Here is a 15,093-nt window from a genome sequence, read left to right as displayed (position 1 = left end):
CAAAGGCGCGCTGTCGGTGTCGCTGGCACCCACCGACCGCCGCAGATCATAAAAAAACGGGGCGCCCGAAGGCACCCCGTTTCGTCTTGCATCGATAACACGATCAGCGCGCGCGGTGCTCCGCGGCATCCACCACGGCCAGGGCCGTGATGTTGACCAGACGACGCACCGTGGCCGACGAGGTCAGGATGTGCACCGACTTGTCGGCGCCGAGCAGGATCGGCCCCACCGTGACGCCGTCGCTGTTGGCCAGCTTGCACAGATTGAAGCTGATGTTGGCCGCATCGATGTTCGGCATCACCAGCAGGTTGGCTTCACCGATCAGGCTGGACTCGGGATTGGCGCTGTTGCGGATGTCCTGATTGAGCGCGGCGTCGGCATGCATCTCGCCGTCGCACTCGATATCCGGCCGATTGGCAACCAGCAGATCGCGTGCGGTGCGCATCTTCAGTGCCGACTTGGTGCGCGCGCTGCCGAAGTTCGAATGCGACAACAGCGCGACTTTCGGCTTGATGCCGAAGCGCTTCATCTCATCCGCCGCCATCGCTGCGATGTCGGCAATCTCTTCCGCGTCCGGGCTCTCGTTCACATAGGTGTCGGTGATTGCCAGCACCCGCTTGGGCAGCAGCAGAATGCTCATGGTCGCGAAGCGCTTGGCGTCCGGCGCCAGACCGATCACGTCCTCAACCTGACGGAGGTGGTACTCGTAGGTGCCGAAAGTGCCGCACACCAGCGCATCGGCATCGCCCCGGCGCAGCAGCATGGCACCAATCAGGGTGGTGTCGCGGCGCAGCTTGGCACGTGCGATCTCTTCGGTCACGCCATCGCGGGCCATCAGCTGATGGTATTCCTGCCACAGCTCGCGGTAACGCGGGTCGTCTTCGGTATTGACGATGTCGAAGTCGCGATTTTCGACCAAGTCGAGGCCGGCGCGGGTGATGCGTCGGGCGATCACGGCCGGACGACCGATCAGGATCGGACGGGCCAGACCTTCTTCGACCACTGCACGCACGGCGTGCAGCACGCGCGGATCTTCGCCTTCGGCGTAGAGCACGCGTTTATGCTGCGGCTCGATCTTTTTCGCCTGCGAGAACACCGGCTTCATGATGATGCCGGAGGTGTAGACGAAGTCCGACAGGCTCTCGACGTAGGCCGCGAAGTCTTCGATCGGGCGCGTCGCCACGCCCGACTCCATCGCCGCACGGGCCACGGCCGGCGCGATCTTGACGATCAGGCGCGGGTCGAACGGATTCGGGATGATGTAGTCAGGACCAAAGCTCAGTTCCGCGCCGGCATAGGACGCCACGGCATGGCTCTTCTCGGCCTCGGCCAGCTCGGCAATGGCCTTGACGCAGGCCAGCTTCATCTCTTCGGTGATGGTGGTGGCGCCCACGTCGAGCGCACCACGGAAGATGAAGGGGAAGCACAGGACGTTGTTGACCTGGTTGGGGTAGTCGGAACGACCGGTAGCAATGACCGCATCCGGGCGGACGGCCTTGGCCTCTTCCGGCATGATTTCGGGCGTCGGGTTCGACAGCGCGAAGATCAGCGGCTTGTCCGCCATGCGCGCCACCATCTCGGGCTTGAGCACGCCGGCGGCGGACAACCCGAGGAAAATATCTGCGCCTTCGATCACTTCACTGAGGGTGGTCAACTCGGTCTGCTGCGCATAGCGCGCCTTGTTGGCTTCCATGTTGGCGTCGCGGCCGACTCGGATGACGCCACGCGAGTCGCACACATAAATGTTTTCGCGCTTGAGGCCGAGGCTGACCATCAGGTTCAGACAAGCGATGGCCGCCGCGCCAGCACCGGAGCACACCAGTTTGACCTGGCCGATGTCCTTGCCAACGACTTTCAGGCCGTTGATCAGGCCCGCCGAAGAGATGATGGCGGTGCCGTGCTGATCGTCATGAAAGACCGGGATCTTCATGCGTTTGCGCAGCTCGCTCTCAATATAGAAGCACTCGGGCGCCTTGATGTCTTCCAGGTTCACCCCACCCAGCGTGGGCTCAAGCGCGGCGATGGCCTCAATGAGCTTGTCCGGGTCGTCCTGGTCGAACTCGAGATCAAACACATCGACGTTGGCGAATTTCTTGAACAGGCAGCCTTTGCCTTCCATGACCGGCTTGGAGGCCAGCGGGCCGATATTGCCCAGGCCAAGCACCGCGGTGCCGTTGGTGATCACCGCCACGAGGTTACCGCGTGAGGTGAGCTCACTGGCCTGCGCCGGGTCGGCGACAATCGCCTCGCACGCCGCGGCGACGCCGGGCGAGTAGGCCAGCGCCAGATCGCGCTGATTGGTCAAACCCTTGGTGGGTACCACCGAAATTTTCCCGCGCGTCGGTGAACGGTGATACTCCAGCGCAGCGGCGATGAAATCCTGATCCATTGTGTCTCCCTCGATAGATATGCAACGATCAACTCCGACAGCGTACGCGCCGGAGCCCCACCCGCCAATTGCGAACATCCACAGTATGGTTTGTTTTCTTTGCTCAGCATTGTTGTGCTGGCCGTGGAGCGATACGACGCTAACCGGGGAGAGGTCGGCGTCGCATTCCGGGCGGACCGGTGCATTATCCGCAGAAATTGCCTCGGACGGAAGAACATCACACGGCCGGCACTCACCGCAATGCAGCATTAACTGGCAAAATGCCCCCAACGTTCATTCATCCGGAACCGTGGGAGATCGGCCAGCATGCGACGAGTTGTCTTCAACCAGAAGGGGGGCGTCGGCAAGTCCACCATTACCTGCAACCTGGCGGCGATCAGCGCCCACAACGGGCAGCGCACCCTGGTGGTCGACCTCGACCCACAAGGCAACTCGACGCGTTACCTGCTCGGCGACGCCACCGACGAACTCGAAAACTCGCTGGCCGACTTCTTCGACCAGACCCTGAACTTCAAGCTCAACCCCAAGCCGCTGGACGACTTTATCGCCGTCAGCCCCTTCGAGCGCCTGCACGTGATGCCCTCGCATCCGGACCTCGAAGAGCTGCAAGGCAAGCTCGAATCGCGCTACAAGATCTTCAAGCTGCGCGAGGCGCTCGACGAACTGGCAGAAGACTACGACGTGATCTACATCGACACGCCGCCGGCGCTCAACTTCTTCACCCGCTCGGCCATGATTGCCGCCGACGCCTGCCTGATCCCCTTCGATTGCGACGACTTTTCGCGCCGCGCGCTGTATTCGCTGCTGACCAACGTGGATGAAATCCGCGCCGACCACAACCCGGACCTGGCCATCGAAGGCATCGTGGTCAACCAGTTCCAGCCCCGCGCCAGCCTGCCGCGCAAAGTGGTGCAGGAGCTGATCGACGAAGGCCTGCCCATCATCGCGCCCTACCTGTCGGCCTCGGTCAAAATCAAGGAATCGCACGAACAGGCCAAGCCGATGATCCACCTTGACCCGAAGCACAAGCTGTCGAAAGAGTTCGTCGCCCTGCACGACACGCTGGCCCGCCAATACGGTACCTGAGCACGCTCGGGAATACGGTCGCCGAAAGCGGTGTTGACCTCCTCAGCATCGTTTTCGGGGAAGCCCATGTCCAAACACACCGTCCTGATCTGGGATCTGCCCACCCGCCTGTTCCACTGGCTGCTGGTGGGCTGCTTGAGCGGCGCCATCATCAGCGTCAAGATCGGCGGCAACGCCATGCTGTGGCACGGCCGCTTCGGGCTGGCGATTATCGGCCTGCTTGGCTTTCGGCTGGCCTGGGGCTTTGTCGGCAGCCACACCGCGCGCTTCACTCAGTTTGTCCGCGGCCCTGCCACCATTGCCGCCTACCTGCGCGGACAGTGGCAGGGAGTCGGCCACAACCCACTCGGCGCGTTGTCAGTGCTGGCCATGCTGCTCGCGCTGCTCGGGCAAGCGCTGACCGGACTGGTGGCCAATGACGACATCGCCTTCACCGGGCCACTCTACGCCGCTGTCAGCAAGGACTTGTCCGACACGCTGACCGGCTGGCACCGCCGCGGCGAGTGGGCGATCTTTGCGCTCATCGGGCTGCACCTGGCCGCACTGCTGTACTACCGCTTCATCAAAAAAGAGCCGCTGATCCGGCCGATGATTACCGGCCGAAAACCCGTCACCCAACCCACGCCGCCCGCCCCGCGACACGCCAGGCCGCTCGCCTTCATTGTCTCGCTGAGCATCGGCGCATCGACGGTGTGGATTGCCAGCGGCGCGCTGCTACCCCCGCCGCCACCGCCAGCGGCCATCGAAACGCCCGCCTGGTAAGGCCCGCGCGCGAACAACAACGGCCGCCCTGAAGCGGCCGTGACGCCCGGCAGAAACGCTTATTCTTCGGTGCGATACTTGTCGTGGCAGGCCTTGCAGGCTTTGCCCATTTCGCCAAACTGGGCCTTGATCGCCCCTTGATCCCCGGTGGCCGCCACCTGCTGCAGGGTGTTGGCCTGCTGGATGAAGTTCATGGCGATCTTGCGGACCTCATCCTGCTCGGTGAAAAACGCCGGCTTGAGGCGCGTCTCCTTCCAGCCCATGCCCTTGTCGGTGCCCGGCGCATACAGCGCCCCCATGCCCGAATTGGCCACCGCGGCAACGACATTGGCCGCGGCCAGAACTTGATCCTTGTTGAAGGGCACGCTGCCGTCGACCACCTGCGCCTTGATCTTGCCCATGTTCCAGGCCATGAAGGTGTAGCCTGACTGACGGGCCTTGATCATGTCTTCGGGCTTCATCTGCGCGGACACGCTTGCCGCCACACCAAAGCTCATGGCTGCCGCCACGATACGCATCATGTATTTTTTCACGTTCGACTCTCCAGACATTCCAAGGGGTTGAAAGCAGGCTGCATGCGCTGCTCACCGGCGTAAACAGCAAGGCCTTATCCGCTATTCCCGGCGCCACTCATGAAATTGAAGAATTCCGCGCGCGGGCCGCTAAGTGTTAACGAACCGATGTGCCCCGGAGAGACCCCATGGCCGCCACGATCAATGCCACCCATCTTGATCTGCTGATCGTCGAACCCTCGACAATGCAACGCAAGGTCATCACGCAGGCCTGCGAAGCCCTGGGCATTCCCTCGCCGCGCCACGCGGAACATGGCGCGCAGGCGCTCACCAGCATGTCGCAACACCACCCCGACATCGTCATCAGCGCCATGTACCTGCCCGACATGCTGGGCACCGACCTGGTGCACAGCATGCGCACCGACCCGGCCACTGAAGATGTCGCCTTCATCCTGGTGTCCAGCGAGACGCGGCCCCAGGCACTCGACCCGGTGCGCCAGTCCGGCGTCTGCGCCATCGTCCCCAAGCCCTTCACCACCGACCAGCTGGCGCAGGCCATCAATGCCACGCTCGACATGCGTGCGATCGAACCGATCACCGACTGGGACATGGATCTGGAGGAGCTCAAGGTGTTGCTGGTGGACGACAGCCTCCATGCGCGCCGATGCATCCGCCGGGTGCTCGAACAGCTCGGCCTGCGTCACTTCATCGAAGCCGGCAACGGCGCCGAGGCGGCCAGCATTCTGGGCGACACCATGGTCGATCTGGTGGTGACCGACTACAACATGCCAGAAATGGACGGCAAGGCGCTGATCGAACACATCCGTCAACACAGCTGGCAGACCTCGGTGCCCATCCTCATGGTGACCAGCGAGCAGGACGTCAGCCGGCTGGCGGCCATTGAAAATGCCGGCGTCTCGGGTATTTGCGACAAACCCTTCGACCCCGGCACCGTCCGCCGACTGCTCCAGCGGGCGCTGTCGGGCGACTGAACACGCTTACGCGGGATCGAGCTTGGCCACCGACATCAGCAGCCACTTCATCCCCTGCGCACCAAAATTGATCTGCACCCGCGCATCCGACCCGCTGCCTTCGGCGGCCACGATGATGCCCGCCCCAAAACGCGCATGGCGCACGTTCTGGCCGATCCGCAAACCGCCCAGGTCGCGCCCCGGCGCATGCGCCGCACTGGCGGGCCGGCGTGGCGCGCTGGCCGGCGAGGGCGAAAAATGGCTCGGCCGCGCCGGCGCCTGACCGCGACCCGACTTTGGCGTCAGCCATTTGGTCAGCGTGTCGGGGATTTCCTCCAGGAAGCGCGAGCGCATGTTGTAGCGCGTCTGGCCATGCAGCATGCGGCTTTGCGCCAGCGACACATACAGGCGCTGCCGCGCCCGCGTCACCGCCACATACATCAGGCGCCGCTCCTCCTCCAGACCGTCGGTCTCCATCAGGCTGTTTTCGTGGGGGAACAAACCCTCCTCCAGCCCGCACACAAACACCACGTCAAACTCCAGCCCCTTCGCCGCGTGCACGCTCATCAGCTGGACGGCGTCTTCGCTGGCGTCGGCCTGGTGGTCGCCGGCCTCCAGCGAGGCATGGGCAAGGAAGTCGGCCAGCAGCGGATGCTCGACGGCCGACTCCGGCGCCTCGTTTTCCGCCACAAAATTGGTGGCCGCGCTGATGATTTCGTCGAGGTTTTCCAGCCGCTCGCGGCCGTCTTTCTCTTTCTGGCTCTCGTAATGCGCCCGCAGACCGGACTGATCGAGCACATGATCGACCGCCTCGGGCAGCGGCAGGTTTGCCGTCGCACTGCGCAAGGATTCAATCAGCTGCACAAAAGCGCCGATCGCCGCCCGCGGCTTGCCCGACAGATGCGACACCGTGGCGTACAGGCTGCTGTTGTAGGTCCGCGCCGCGTCCTGCAGCGCCTCCAGCGACCGGGCGCCAATGCCGCGCGTCGGAAAATTCACCACCCGCGCAAAGGCCGTGTCGTCGTCCGGGTTGGCGATCAGGCGCAGATAGGCCAACGCATGCTTGACCTCCTGGCGCTCGAAAAAGCGCAAGCCGCCATACACCCGGTAGGACACCCCCGCCGAGAACAGCTGATGCTCCAGCACCCGCGACAGCGCGTTGGCGCGATACAACAAGGCAATGTCCGAGCGTGACATGCCATCGCGCACCAGCGACTGGATCTCATCCACCACAAAGCGCGCCTCGTCGCCATCGGTGAACGCCTCATACACCCGGATCGGCTCGCCCTCACCGCGATCGGTCCACAACTCCTTGCCCAGGCGCTGCGTGTTGTTGGCGATGATCGCGTTGGCGGCATCGAGAATATTGCCGCAGGAGCGGTAGTTCTGCTCCAGGCGGATCACGTTGGGCACCTTGAACTCGCGCTCGAAGGCCAGCATGTTGCCCACTTCCGCACCGCGGAAACGGTAGATCGACTGATCATCGTCGCCAACGCAGAACAGACAGGCCGGCGATTCGCTGCTCTCGCCACCAGCGAGCAGCTTAAGCCACTGATATTGCAGCTTGTTCGTATCCTGAAACTCATCCGTCAGAATGTGCCGGAAGCGCCGCTGGTAGTGCTGCCGCAGGGGCTCGTTGCGACTGAGCAACTCGTAGGTGCGCAGCAGCAGCTCCGCAAAATCCACCACTGCCTCGCGCTGGCACTGCGCCTCATACTCGGCGTAAATCTCGACCCGACGACGGGTGAAATCGTCGAAGGCATCGACGGCACCGGCACGTACGCCCTGCTCTTTTTGCGCATTGATGAAGTGCTGAAGCTCACGCGGTGGAAATTTTTCGTCATCCACATTTAACGTTTTGAGCAAACGCTTGATCGCCGAGAGCTGGTCGCCCGAATCGAGAATCTGGAACAACTGGGGCAGCCCGGCGTCACGATGGTGTGCGCGTAACAAACGGTTGCACAAACCATGAAAGGTGCCGATCCACATCGCCTTCGGGTTGACCGGCAGCATCGCCGCCAGTCGCGCATGCATCTCCTTGGCGGCCTTGTTGGTAAAGGTCACGCCCAGAATGCCCTGCGGGGTGGCCTGACCGGTCTGGATCAACCAGGCGATACGCGTCGTCAGCACGCGGGTCTTGCCCGAGCCGGCCCCCGCCAGGATCAGCGCGTGCTGCGCCGGCAGGGTGACGGCGCGAGCCTGTTCTTCGTTGAGCGTTGCGAGCAGATCGGTCATGCGGTCTCCGGGGTGACCGGGCATTTTAACCCACCCCTCCGGCCACCGCCGGTCGGAAGGTTTTTTGCTAGGGAAATCACCTACTTGCAAAAACCCGACTAACTGAGTAAGGTTTATTTGTGCGATGCAACACGAATTAACTCAACTCAATTCCAAAGCACGGGCGACTTTGCTAAGATTCGAACAGTTGTTTGTTTTGCTTTGCACCATTTTGCAGAGACAAGGCCGTTCAAAAGGCGGTCATTTGCTGAAGGCGCGCTGTCGCGCGTCAGGAGTACATATTATGAACGCACCGAAACTGCTCCCCTGGTATGCCCGCCGCGCCGGCGTATCCACCGAACGCGCTGAAGCGCTTTGGCGCAAGGCGGTTCGTCAGGCCACAACCGACACCGGATGGGTCGGCAACGCCGAATACTATGGCGCCGCCATGAACACCTTCATTGCGCTGCTCGAAGCCGAAGAAGCCAGCCTGTGCACACCCAGCATGGGCGGCATCTTCCGCGCCCAGGCCCGCGTCATGCGCCTGCCGCTGACAATGATGGAAGATTTCTCCAATGCCGCTACCCACTGGCAGCGCTGCGTCGGCGTGCCGCGTCGCGCCGCCTGAACGCATCAACGGTCTCCCTCCCTCTCTTTGATGGAGTTCGGCACTCGGTCTCACCGACCGGGTGCCGTTTTTTCGTTTACCGCCCCCGCTGAGCATGCGGGCTTCACGGTATACTTCCCCGCTTTGAATCCCGCCGACCGATAGCCGCCCTATGCAGGACAAGTACACGCCCGCCGCCATTGAGACCGCCTCCCAACAGTATTGGGACAGCGCCCGCAGCTTTGAGGTCAGCGAAGATCCAACGCGCCCGAAGTACTACTGCCTGTCGATGTTCCCCTACCCCTCGGGCAAGCTGCACATGGGCCATGTGCGCAACTACAGCCTGGGTGACATGCTCTCGCGCTATCACCGCATGCGCGGCTACAACGTGCTGCAGCCCATGGGCTGGGACGCCTTCGGGCTGCCCGCGGAAAACGCGGCCATCAAGAACAACGTGCCGCCGGCGAAATGGACTTACGACAACATCGCCTACATGAAGCAGCAGCTCAAGTCGCTGGGCTTCGCGATCGATTGGCGTCGTGAGCTGGCCACCTGCCAGCCTGACTACTACAAGTGGAACCAGTGGTTCTTCCTGCGCATGCTCGAAAAAGGCATTGCCGAGCGCAAGACGCAGGTCGTCAATTGGGACCCGGTCGACCAGACCGTGCTGGCCAACGAACAAGTCATCGACGGCCGCGGCTGGCGCACCGGCGCACTCGTAGAGAAGCGCGAGATCCCCGGCTACTACCTCAAGATCACCGACTACGCCGAAGAGCTGCTCGCCGACCTCGACACGCTCGATGGCTGGCCGGAGCGCGTGCGCGTGATGCAAAAGAACTGGATCGGCCGCTCCGAAGGCGTGGACGTCCACTTCCCCTACGATCTGAGCACCACCGGCAAGGCCGGCGTCCTCAAGGTGTTCACCACCCGCGCCGACACCCTGATGGGCGCCACCTACGTGGCCGTGGCCGCCGAGCACCCGCTCGCCCAGCAGGCTGCGCAGGGCAACGCCGAGCTGGCCGCCTTCATTTCTGAATGCCAGCACGGCAGCCAGGCTGAGGCCGACATGGCCACCATGGAGAAGAAGGGCATGGACACCGGCCTACGGGTCGTCCATCCGATCTCCGGCGAGTACCTCTCGGTGTGGGTCGCCAATTACGTGCTGATGGGCTACGGCGAAGGCGCCGTGATGGCCGTGCCCGCCCACGACGAGCGCGACTTCGCCTTTGCCACCAAATACACGCTGCCGATCACCATGGTGGTGGGCTCAACACTGGGCGCCTATAGCGACGTCACCGCGCCGTGGCAGGACGCCTACGCCGAACCCGGCAAGCTGGTCAATTCCGGCAAATACAACGGCCTGCGCTCGCTCGAAGCCATCGACGCCATCGCCGCCGATCTTGAAACCAAAGGCCTGGGCGCCAAGCGCGTGCAGTTCCGCCTGCGCGACTGGGGCGTCTCGCGCCAGCGCTACTGGGGCTGCCCGATCCCGATCATCCACTGCGACAGCTGCGGCGCCGTGCCGGTGCCCGACGAGCAGTTGCCCGTCGTCCTGCCCGAAGACTGCGTGCCGGACGGCTCGGGCAACCCGCTGGCCAAGCGCGAAGACTTCCTCGCCTGCGACTGCCCCAAGTGCGGCAAACCCGCCCGTCGCGAAACCGACACCATGGACACCTTCGTGGATTCGTCCTGGTACTACGCGCGCTACGCCACCGCCCAGGGCGACGCCGGCATGGTCGACGGCGAAACCAATTACTGGATGCCGGTCGATCAGTACATCGGCGGCATCGAGCACGCCATCCTGCACCTGCTCTACTCGCGCTTCTGGACCAAAGCCATGCGCGACATCGGCCTGGTGAACTACCGCGAGCCCTTCACCAATCTGCTCACCCAGGGCATGGTGCTGAACAACGCCTTCTTCCATAAGCCCGAAGGCGGCGGCAAAAACTATTTCTGGGAAAAAGACATCGAGATCGGCCGCGACGCCAAGGGCCACATCACCGGCGCCACGCTAAGCGCCGACGGCACGGTGCTTGAGCACGAGCTCACCACCATGTCGAAGTCGAAAAACAACGGCGTCGACCCGCAATCGCTGATCGAGCAATACGGCGCCGACACCGCGCGCTTCTTCATGATGTTTGCCGCGCCGCCTGAGCAAACCCTGGAGTGGTCCGACTCCGGCGTCGAAGGCGCCTTCCGCTTCCTGCGCCGGGTCTGGAACTTCGGCCATCGCTACGCCACCGAGATGCGCGTCGCGCTGCCCGCCGAACGCACGCTCGGCAAGGGCAAGCTGCCCGACGCGCTGGCCGAGGTGCGCCGCGAGATCCACAGCTGCCTCAAGCAGGCCAATTACGACTTCGGCAAACACCAGTTCAACACGGTCGCCTCGGCGAGCATGAAAATGCTCAACGCCCTCGAAAAAGCGCCGGCCGACGACGCGAGTGCGCACGCTGAACTCACCGAAGAAGGCCTGTCGATCCTGCTGCGCCTGCTCAACCCGATCACCCCGCACATCGCCCACACGCTTTGGCGCGACTGCGGTTTCGGCGACGACATCCTCAACGCCGCGTGGCCCGAGGTCGACGAAAACGCGCTGATTCAGGATGAAATCGAACTGATGCTGCAAATCAACGGCAAACTGCGTGGCAGCATCAAGGTCGCGGCCGACGCCGCGCGCGATGCCATCGAGCAGATCGCCCTGGCCGACGCCGCCGCAGTCAAGGCCATGGATGGCAAGCCGGCCCGTAAAATCGTGGTCGTCCCCGGCCGACTGGTCAATATCGTTTGCTGAAATCGGGCGGGTGCCCTGCCCGCTCCTTTCGCGCCCCCTGTCTTTGCAAGGAAGCTTCGCACCATGAATTCTGGCAACGAGACGACCCGCCGACGCCTGCTCCTCGCCGGCCTCGCCACATTCGGACTCGCCGGCTGCGGCTTCCACCTGCGCGGCCAGCTCGACATGCCGTTCAAGCGGGCGTATCTCAACGCCAGCCGCAACGAGCGCTTCATGAACCGCATCGCGCGGCAGCTGGAAATCAATGGCGTCGTCCTGACCGAGCGCCTGAACGAGGCCGAAGTCAGCATTCGCCTTTTCAACATCAAGCGCGAGCGCGACATTCTCAGCCTGAACCGGGCCGGCAAGGCGCGCGAATACCGCCTGCAAACCACGCTCAACTATGCGGTCGAGCGCCCGGACGGCACCACGGTTCGCCCGGCCGAGCGCATTGCCGTGCGTCGCGACGTCACCTATGACGACACCCAGTTGCTCGCCAAGGACCAGGAAGAGGCCATGCTCTACCGCGACATGGAAGACGACATTGCCCAACAGCTGGTTCGTCGCCTCGCCGCCATCAAGCTCGACGCCCCCGCCGCCCAATGAATTTGCATCCGGACCGGCTCGACGCCCATCTGGAAAAGCCCCTCGCCGCCCTCTACATCCTGCACGGCAACGAGCCGCTGACCGTCTCCGAAACCGGTGACGCGCTGCGCGCCGCAGCCAGGCGCCAAGGCTTTGACGAGCGCGAGATCCTCATCAGCGGCCCCGGCTTCGGCTGGGAGGCGCTGTTCGAGGCCACCGGCAATTTGTCGCTGTTCGGCAGCCGCAAAGTCATCGACCTGCGCATCCCCAACGGCAAGCCCGGCAAGGACGGCGGCGACGCCCTCAAGCGCCTGGCTGACACCGCCGAGTCGACTGCCAGCGACGTCATCACCCTCATCAGCCTGCCCGAGCTGGACTGGGCCGCACGCAAGACTGCCTGGTTCACCGCCCTCAGCCAGAAAGGCGTGGCCGTCGAATGCAATGCCCCGCCGCGCGAGCAACTGCCGCGCTGGATCGCTCGCCGCCTGTCGGCGCAGCAGCAAAGCGCGTCGACCGAGGCGCTCGATTTCATCGCCGACCATGTCGAGGGCAACCTGCTCGCCGCCCACCAGGAAATCACCAAACTCGCCCTGCTCCACCCGCCCGGCGAGCTCAGCCTCGATGCGGTGCGCGAAGCCGTCCTCGACGTCGCCCGCTACGACATCGACACCCTGCGCAGCGCCGTGCTCGAAGGCGACGCCGGCCGCTGCACCCGCCTGCTCGAAGGTCTGGCCGGCGAAGGCACGGCCGCGCCGCTGCTGCTGTGGATGCTCTCCAACGAAGTGCGCACCTTGGCGCGCCTGCAGGCCGCCCAGGCCGACGGCCAGCCACTGGCCGCCGCGTTCAAGGTCGAGCGCGTCTTTGATGATCGCCGGCGCAAGGCCTTGCAACACGCCCTCCAGCGCCTCGCGCCGGGCAAGGTCCGCGCCGCGCTGGCCCACGCCGCCCGCATCGACCGGATCATCAAGGGCATCGCCCCCGGCGAAGTCTGGGATGAATTCCTGCTGCTGTGCCTGAGGCTCTGCCCGGCGCGCTGAACCGCCGTTTTTGCCGCAGTGCGCAACGATGGGGTAACCTAGGCTTTTTTAGCGCCCCATCACAGTGAACGGCCCAAGCACCATGGACATCGAAGCCTATATGCGGACCCTCGGACGGCAGGCACGCGACGCCTCCCGCCAGCTCGCCGCCGCCTCCACCGAGACCAAGAACGCCGCCCTGCTGGCGATTGCCCGCCGTCTGCGTGAGCAAAAGCCGGCGCTGCTCGCCGCCAATGCCGCCGATCTGGCGCAAGCGCGGGCCGACGGTCTCGAGCCGGCCATGGTCGATCGCCTGACCCTGTCCGACGCCGGCGTCGAAAGCATGGCCGAAGGCCTGGAGCAAATCGCCGCGCTGCCCGATCCGGTCGGCGAGATCACCGACGTCAAGCGTCGCCCAAGCGGCATTCAGGTGGGTAAGATGCGCGTGCCGCTCGGCGTCATCGGCATCATTTACGAAGCCCGCCCCAACGTCACCGCCGACGCGGCGGCGCTATGCCTCAAGTCCGGTAACGCGGCCATTTTGCGTGGCGGCAAGGAAGCCCTGCACTGCAATCAGGCGATCGCCACCTGCGTACGCGAAGGCCTGCTGGAAGCCGGCTTGCCAGCCGCCGCCGTGCAAGTGGTCGACACCACCGATCGCGCCGCCGTGGGCCACCTGATCACCCTGCCCGAATTCGTGGACGTCATCGTGCCGCGCGGCGGCAAGGGGCTGATCGAGCGCATCTCGCGCGAGGCCCGCGTGCCGGTTATCAAGCATCTGGATGGCAACTGTCACGTGTACGTGCACAGCGCCGCCGACGCCGACAAGGCCGAAGCCATCGTCGAAAACTCGAAAACCCAGCGCTACGGCACCTGCAACACCGCCGAATCGCTGCTGGTCGATCGCGCCGTCGCCGCCGATCTTCTGCCGCGTCTCGCCCGCAAACTCAGCGCGCACGGCGTCGAGCTGCGCGGCTGCGCCGAGAGTCTGGCGATTCTCGAAGCAGCGAACATTGCTGGCGCCAAACTGCGCCCGGCCGAAGAATCCGACTGGTCGGAGGAATACCTGGCGCCGATCATCGCCATCAAGGTCGTCGCCGATCTCGACGCGGCCATCGCGCACGTCAATCGCTACAGCTCGGGTCACACCGAGAGCATCGTCAGCGAGAACTACACCGCTGCGATGCGCTTCTTGCGCGAGGTCGACTCGGCGTCGGTGATGATCAACGCCTCCACCCGTTTTGCCGATGGCTTCGAATACGGCCTGGGGGCCGAGATCGGCATCTCCACCGACAAGATTCACGCCCGCGGCCCGGTCGGCCTCGACGGCCTGACCAGCCAGAAGTGGATTGTCTTCGGCAATGGCGAGGTGCGCGGCTAAGGCGCCGTCACACCACGCAACATGTTTTTCGCACGATCGTGCGACGGCTTTGATAGGATGAAGCGTCCGGTGCGCAGGGGCTCCGGACGCTTTTTCTATGACAAGACCGGAGACACCATGAAAAACCTGCTGGCCGCCCTGTGCGCCGCCCTCGCCTTTACCTCCGCCCACGCCGCCGTCGACGTCGCCGGCGTGACATTCGAAGACCAAACGCAAGTTGCTGACCAGACCCTGCAACTCAATGGCGCCGGACTGCGGACCAAGCTCTTCTTCAAGGTCTACGCAATGGGCTTGTACCTGCCCGCCAAAGCCAAAGGCACAGCCGCGGTGCTGGCAAGCACCGGCGCCCGCCGGATCGACATCACCACCCTGCGCGATCTGAGCGCCGAGCAGTTCGCCGACGCGCTCTCTGAAGGCTTGCAGAAAAACCTGAGCGAAGCCGAGCAAAGCGCACTGAAAGCCGACAACGACGCCTTTCGCGCCAATCTGCTGTCGCTCAAGTCGGCCAAGGAAGGCACCCGCATCCAGATCGACTTCACCCCCGCGGGCGGCACGCGTCTCGTCGTCAACGGCAAGCCGCACGGCGAGGCGATTGGCACTATCGACTTCTCCAACGCGCTGCTGCGGGTGTGGATCGGCGACGCGCCCGCGCAAGGCGACTTGAAGAGCGCACTGATCGGGGAATAGCCGCCTCGGACCGGTGTCCTGCGCCACCACGTCTGGCGCGCCATGCGCGTCAGACGACGCCAGGCTGGAACAATCGGGTGCGGCGGGGCCTCCGGGCCGCGCCGCACCCGCCC

At 64.1% G+C, this 15,093-nt stretch carries 12 protein-coding genes; 9 read left to right on the top strand and 3 right to left on the bottom strand.

Features of this window, described 5'->3' with window-relative positions:
• Positions 1–103: 103 nt before the first annotated feature.
• Positions 104–2,389, bottom strand: coding sequence for an NADP-dependent malic enzyme (locus tag FHP89_RS04640; protein ID WP_144179278.1), 2,286 nt, complete (start codon positions 2,387–2,389; stop codon positions 104–106).
• Positions 2,390–2,695: 306 nt separating this feature from the next.
• Between FHP89_RS04640 and FHP89_RS04635 the strand changes: the two genes are divergently transcribed.
• Both FHP89_RS04635 and FHP89_RS04630 read left to right on the top strand, forming a co-directional pair.
• Complete coding sequence (locus tag FHP89_RS04635) at positions 2,696–3,475, top strand: ParA family protein (protein ID WP_144179277.1); 780 nt, start codon at positions 2,696–2,698, stop codon at positions 3,473–3,475.
• A 66-nt stretch (positions 3,476–3,541) separates the two neighbouring features.
• The gene (locus tag FHP89_RS04630) at positions 3,542–4,237 is read left to right on the top strand and encodes a cytochrome b/b6 domain-containing protein (protein ID WP_144179276.1); all 696 of its coding nucleotides are present in this window, start codon (positions 3,542–3,544) and stop codon (positions 4,235–4,237) included.
• A gap of 59 nt (positions 4,238–4,296) precedes the next feature.
• Here the strand turns inward: FHP89_RS04630 and FHP89_RS04625 are convergent, their stop codons facing one another.
• Positions 4,297–4,758, bottom strand: coding sequence for a c-type cytochrome (locus FHP89_RS04625; RefSeq protein ID WP_186300377.1), 462 nt, complete (start codon positions 4,756–4,758; stop codon positions 4,297–4,299).
• Between the two features lie 179 nt (positions 4,759–4,937).
• Here FHP89_RS04625 and FHP89_RS04620 point away from each other — a divergent pair, with 179 nt between their 5' ends.
• The gene (locus tag FHP89_RS04620) at positions 4,938–5,741 is read left to right on the top strand and encodes a response regulator (RefSeq protein ID WP_144179275.1); all 804 of its coding nucleotides are present in this window, start codon (positions 4,938–4,940) and stop codon (positions 5,739–5,741) included.
• A 6-nt stretch (positions 5,742–5,747) separates the two neighbouring features.
• Here the strand turns inward: FHP89_RS04620 and FHP89_RS04615 are convergent, their stop codons facing one another.
• A complete protein-coding gene (locus FHP89_RS04615; protein ID WP_144179274.1) occupies positions 5,748–7,955 on the bottom strand; it encodes a UvrD-helicase domain-containing protein in 2,208 nt (735 codons plus the stop codon).
• 283 nt (positions 7,956–8,238) lie between these two features.
• Here FHP89_RS04615 and FHP89_RS04610 point away from each other — a divergent pair, with 283 nt between their 5' ends.
• The 6 genes from FHP89_RS04610 to FHP89_RS04585 all read left to right on the top strand — a co-directional run bounded on the left by FHP89_RS04610 (position 8,239) and on the right by FHP89_RS04585 (position 14,980).
• Complete coding sequence (locus FHP89_RS04610) at positions 8,239–8,562, top strand: hypothetical protein (protein ID WP_144179273.1); 324 nt, start codon at positions 8,239–8,241, stop codon at positions 8,560–8,562.
• A gap of 151 nt (positions 8,563–8,713) precedes the next feature.
• Positions 8,714–11,332, top strand: coding sequence for a leucine--tRNA ligase (gene leuS / locus FHP89_RS04605; protein ID WP_144179272.1), 2,619 nt, complete (start codon positions 8,714–8,716; stop codon positions 11,330–11,332).
• 63 nt (positions 11,333–11,395) lie between these two features.
• A complete protein-coding gene (locus tag FHP89_RS04600) occupies positions 11,396–11,917 on the top strand; it encodes an LPS-assembly lipoprotein LptE (protein ID WP_144179271.1) in 522 nt (173 codons plus the stop codon).
• The gene (gene holA, locus FHP89_RS04595; protein ID WP_144179270.1) at positions 11,914–12,933 is read left to right on the top strand and encodes a DNA polymerase III subunit delta; all 1,020 of its coding nucleotides are present in this window, start codon (positions 11,914–11,916) and stop codon (positions 12,931–12,933) included. Before FHP89_RS04600 ends, holA begins: the two co-directional genes overlap by 4 nt.
• 82 nt (positions 12,934–13,015) lie before the next feature.
• Positions 13,016–14,293 carry a glutamate-5-semialdehyde dehydrogenase gene (locus tag FHP89_RS04590; RefSeq protein WP_144179269.1) on the top strand — a complete coding sequence of 426 codons (1,278 nt, stop codon included), beginning with the start codon at positions 13,016–13,018 and terminating at the stop codon, positions 14,291–14,293.
• A gap of 117 nt (positions 14,294–14,410) precedes the next feature.
• Complete coding sequence (locus FHP89_RS04585; protein WP_144179268.1) at positions 14,411–14,980, top strand: chalcone isomerase family protein; 570 nt, start codon at positions 14,411–14,413, stop codon at positions 14,978–14,980.
• The last annotated feature ends 113 nt before the right edge of the window (positions 14,981–15,093 follow it).

The organism is Denitromonas ohlonensis (genome assembly GCF_007625205.1).
In the GTDB taxonomy this organism is placed as follows: Bacteria; Pseudomonadota; Gammaproteobacteria; order Burkholderiales; family Rhodocyclaceae; genus Nitrogeniibacter; species Nitrogeniibacter ohlonensis.
The sequence above is the reverse complement of the archived record's forward strand: the minus strand, read 5'-3'. Positions and strand labels throughout refer to the sequence as shown.

Coding starts and splice junctions, on each gene's coding strand:
- FHP89_RS04640 (WP_144179278.1), bottom strand. CDS start 2,389: ATGGATCAGGATTTCATCGCCGCTGCGCTGGAGTATCACCGTTCACCG.
- FHP89_RS04635 (WP_144179277.1), top strand. CDS start 2,696: ATGCGACGAGTTGTCTTCAACCAGAAGGGGGGCGTCGGCAAGTCCACC.
- FHP89_RS04630 (WP_144179276.1), top strand. CDS start 3,542: ATGTCCAAACACACCGTCCTGATCTGGGATCTGCCCACCCGCCTGTTC.
- FHP89_RS04625 (WP_186300377.1), bottom strand. CDS start 4,758: ATGATGCGTATCGTGGCGGCAGCCATGAGCTTTGGTGTGGCGGCAAGC.
- FHP89_RS04620 (WP_144179275.1), top strand. CDS start 4,938: ATGGCCGCCACGATCAATGCCACCCATCTTGATCTGCTGATCGTCGAA.
- FHP89_RS04615 (WP_144179274.1), bottom strand. CDS start 7,955: ATGACCGATCTGCTCGCAACGCTCAACGAAGAACAGGCTCGCGCCGTC.
- FHP89_RS04610 (WP_144179273.1), top strand. CDS start 8,239: ATGAACGCACCGAAACTGCTCCCCTGGTATGCCCGCCGCGCCGGCGTA.
- leuS (WP_144179272.1), top strand. CDS start 8,714: ATGCAGGACAAGTACACGCCCGCCGCCATTGAGACCGCCTCCCAACAG.
- FHP89_RS04600 (WP_144179271.1), top strand. CDS start 11,396: ATGAATTCTGGCAACGAGACGACCCGCCGACGCCTGCTCCTCGCCGGC.
- holA (WP_144179270.1), top strand. CDS start 11,914: ATGAATTTGCATCCGGACCGGCTCGACGCCCATCTGGAAAAGCCCCTC.
- FHP89_RS04590 (WP_144179269.1), top strand. CDS start 13,016: ATGGACATCGAAGCCTATATGCGGACCCTCGGACGGCAGGCACGCGAC.
- FHP89_RS04585 (WP_144179268.1), top strand. CDS start 14,411: ATGAAAAACCTGCTGGCCGCCCTGTGCGCCGCCCTCGCCTTTACCTCC.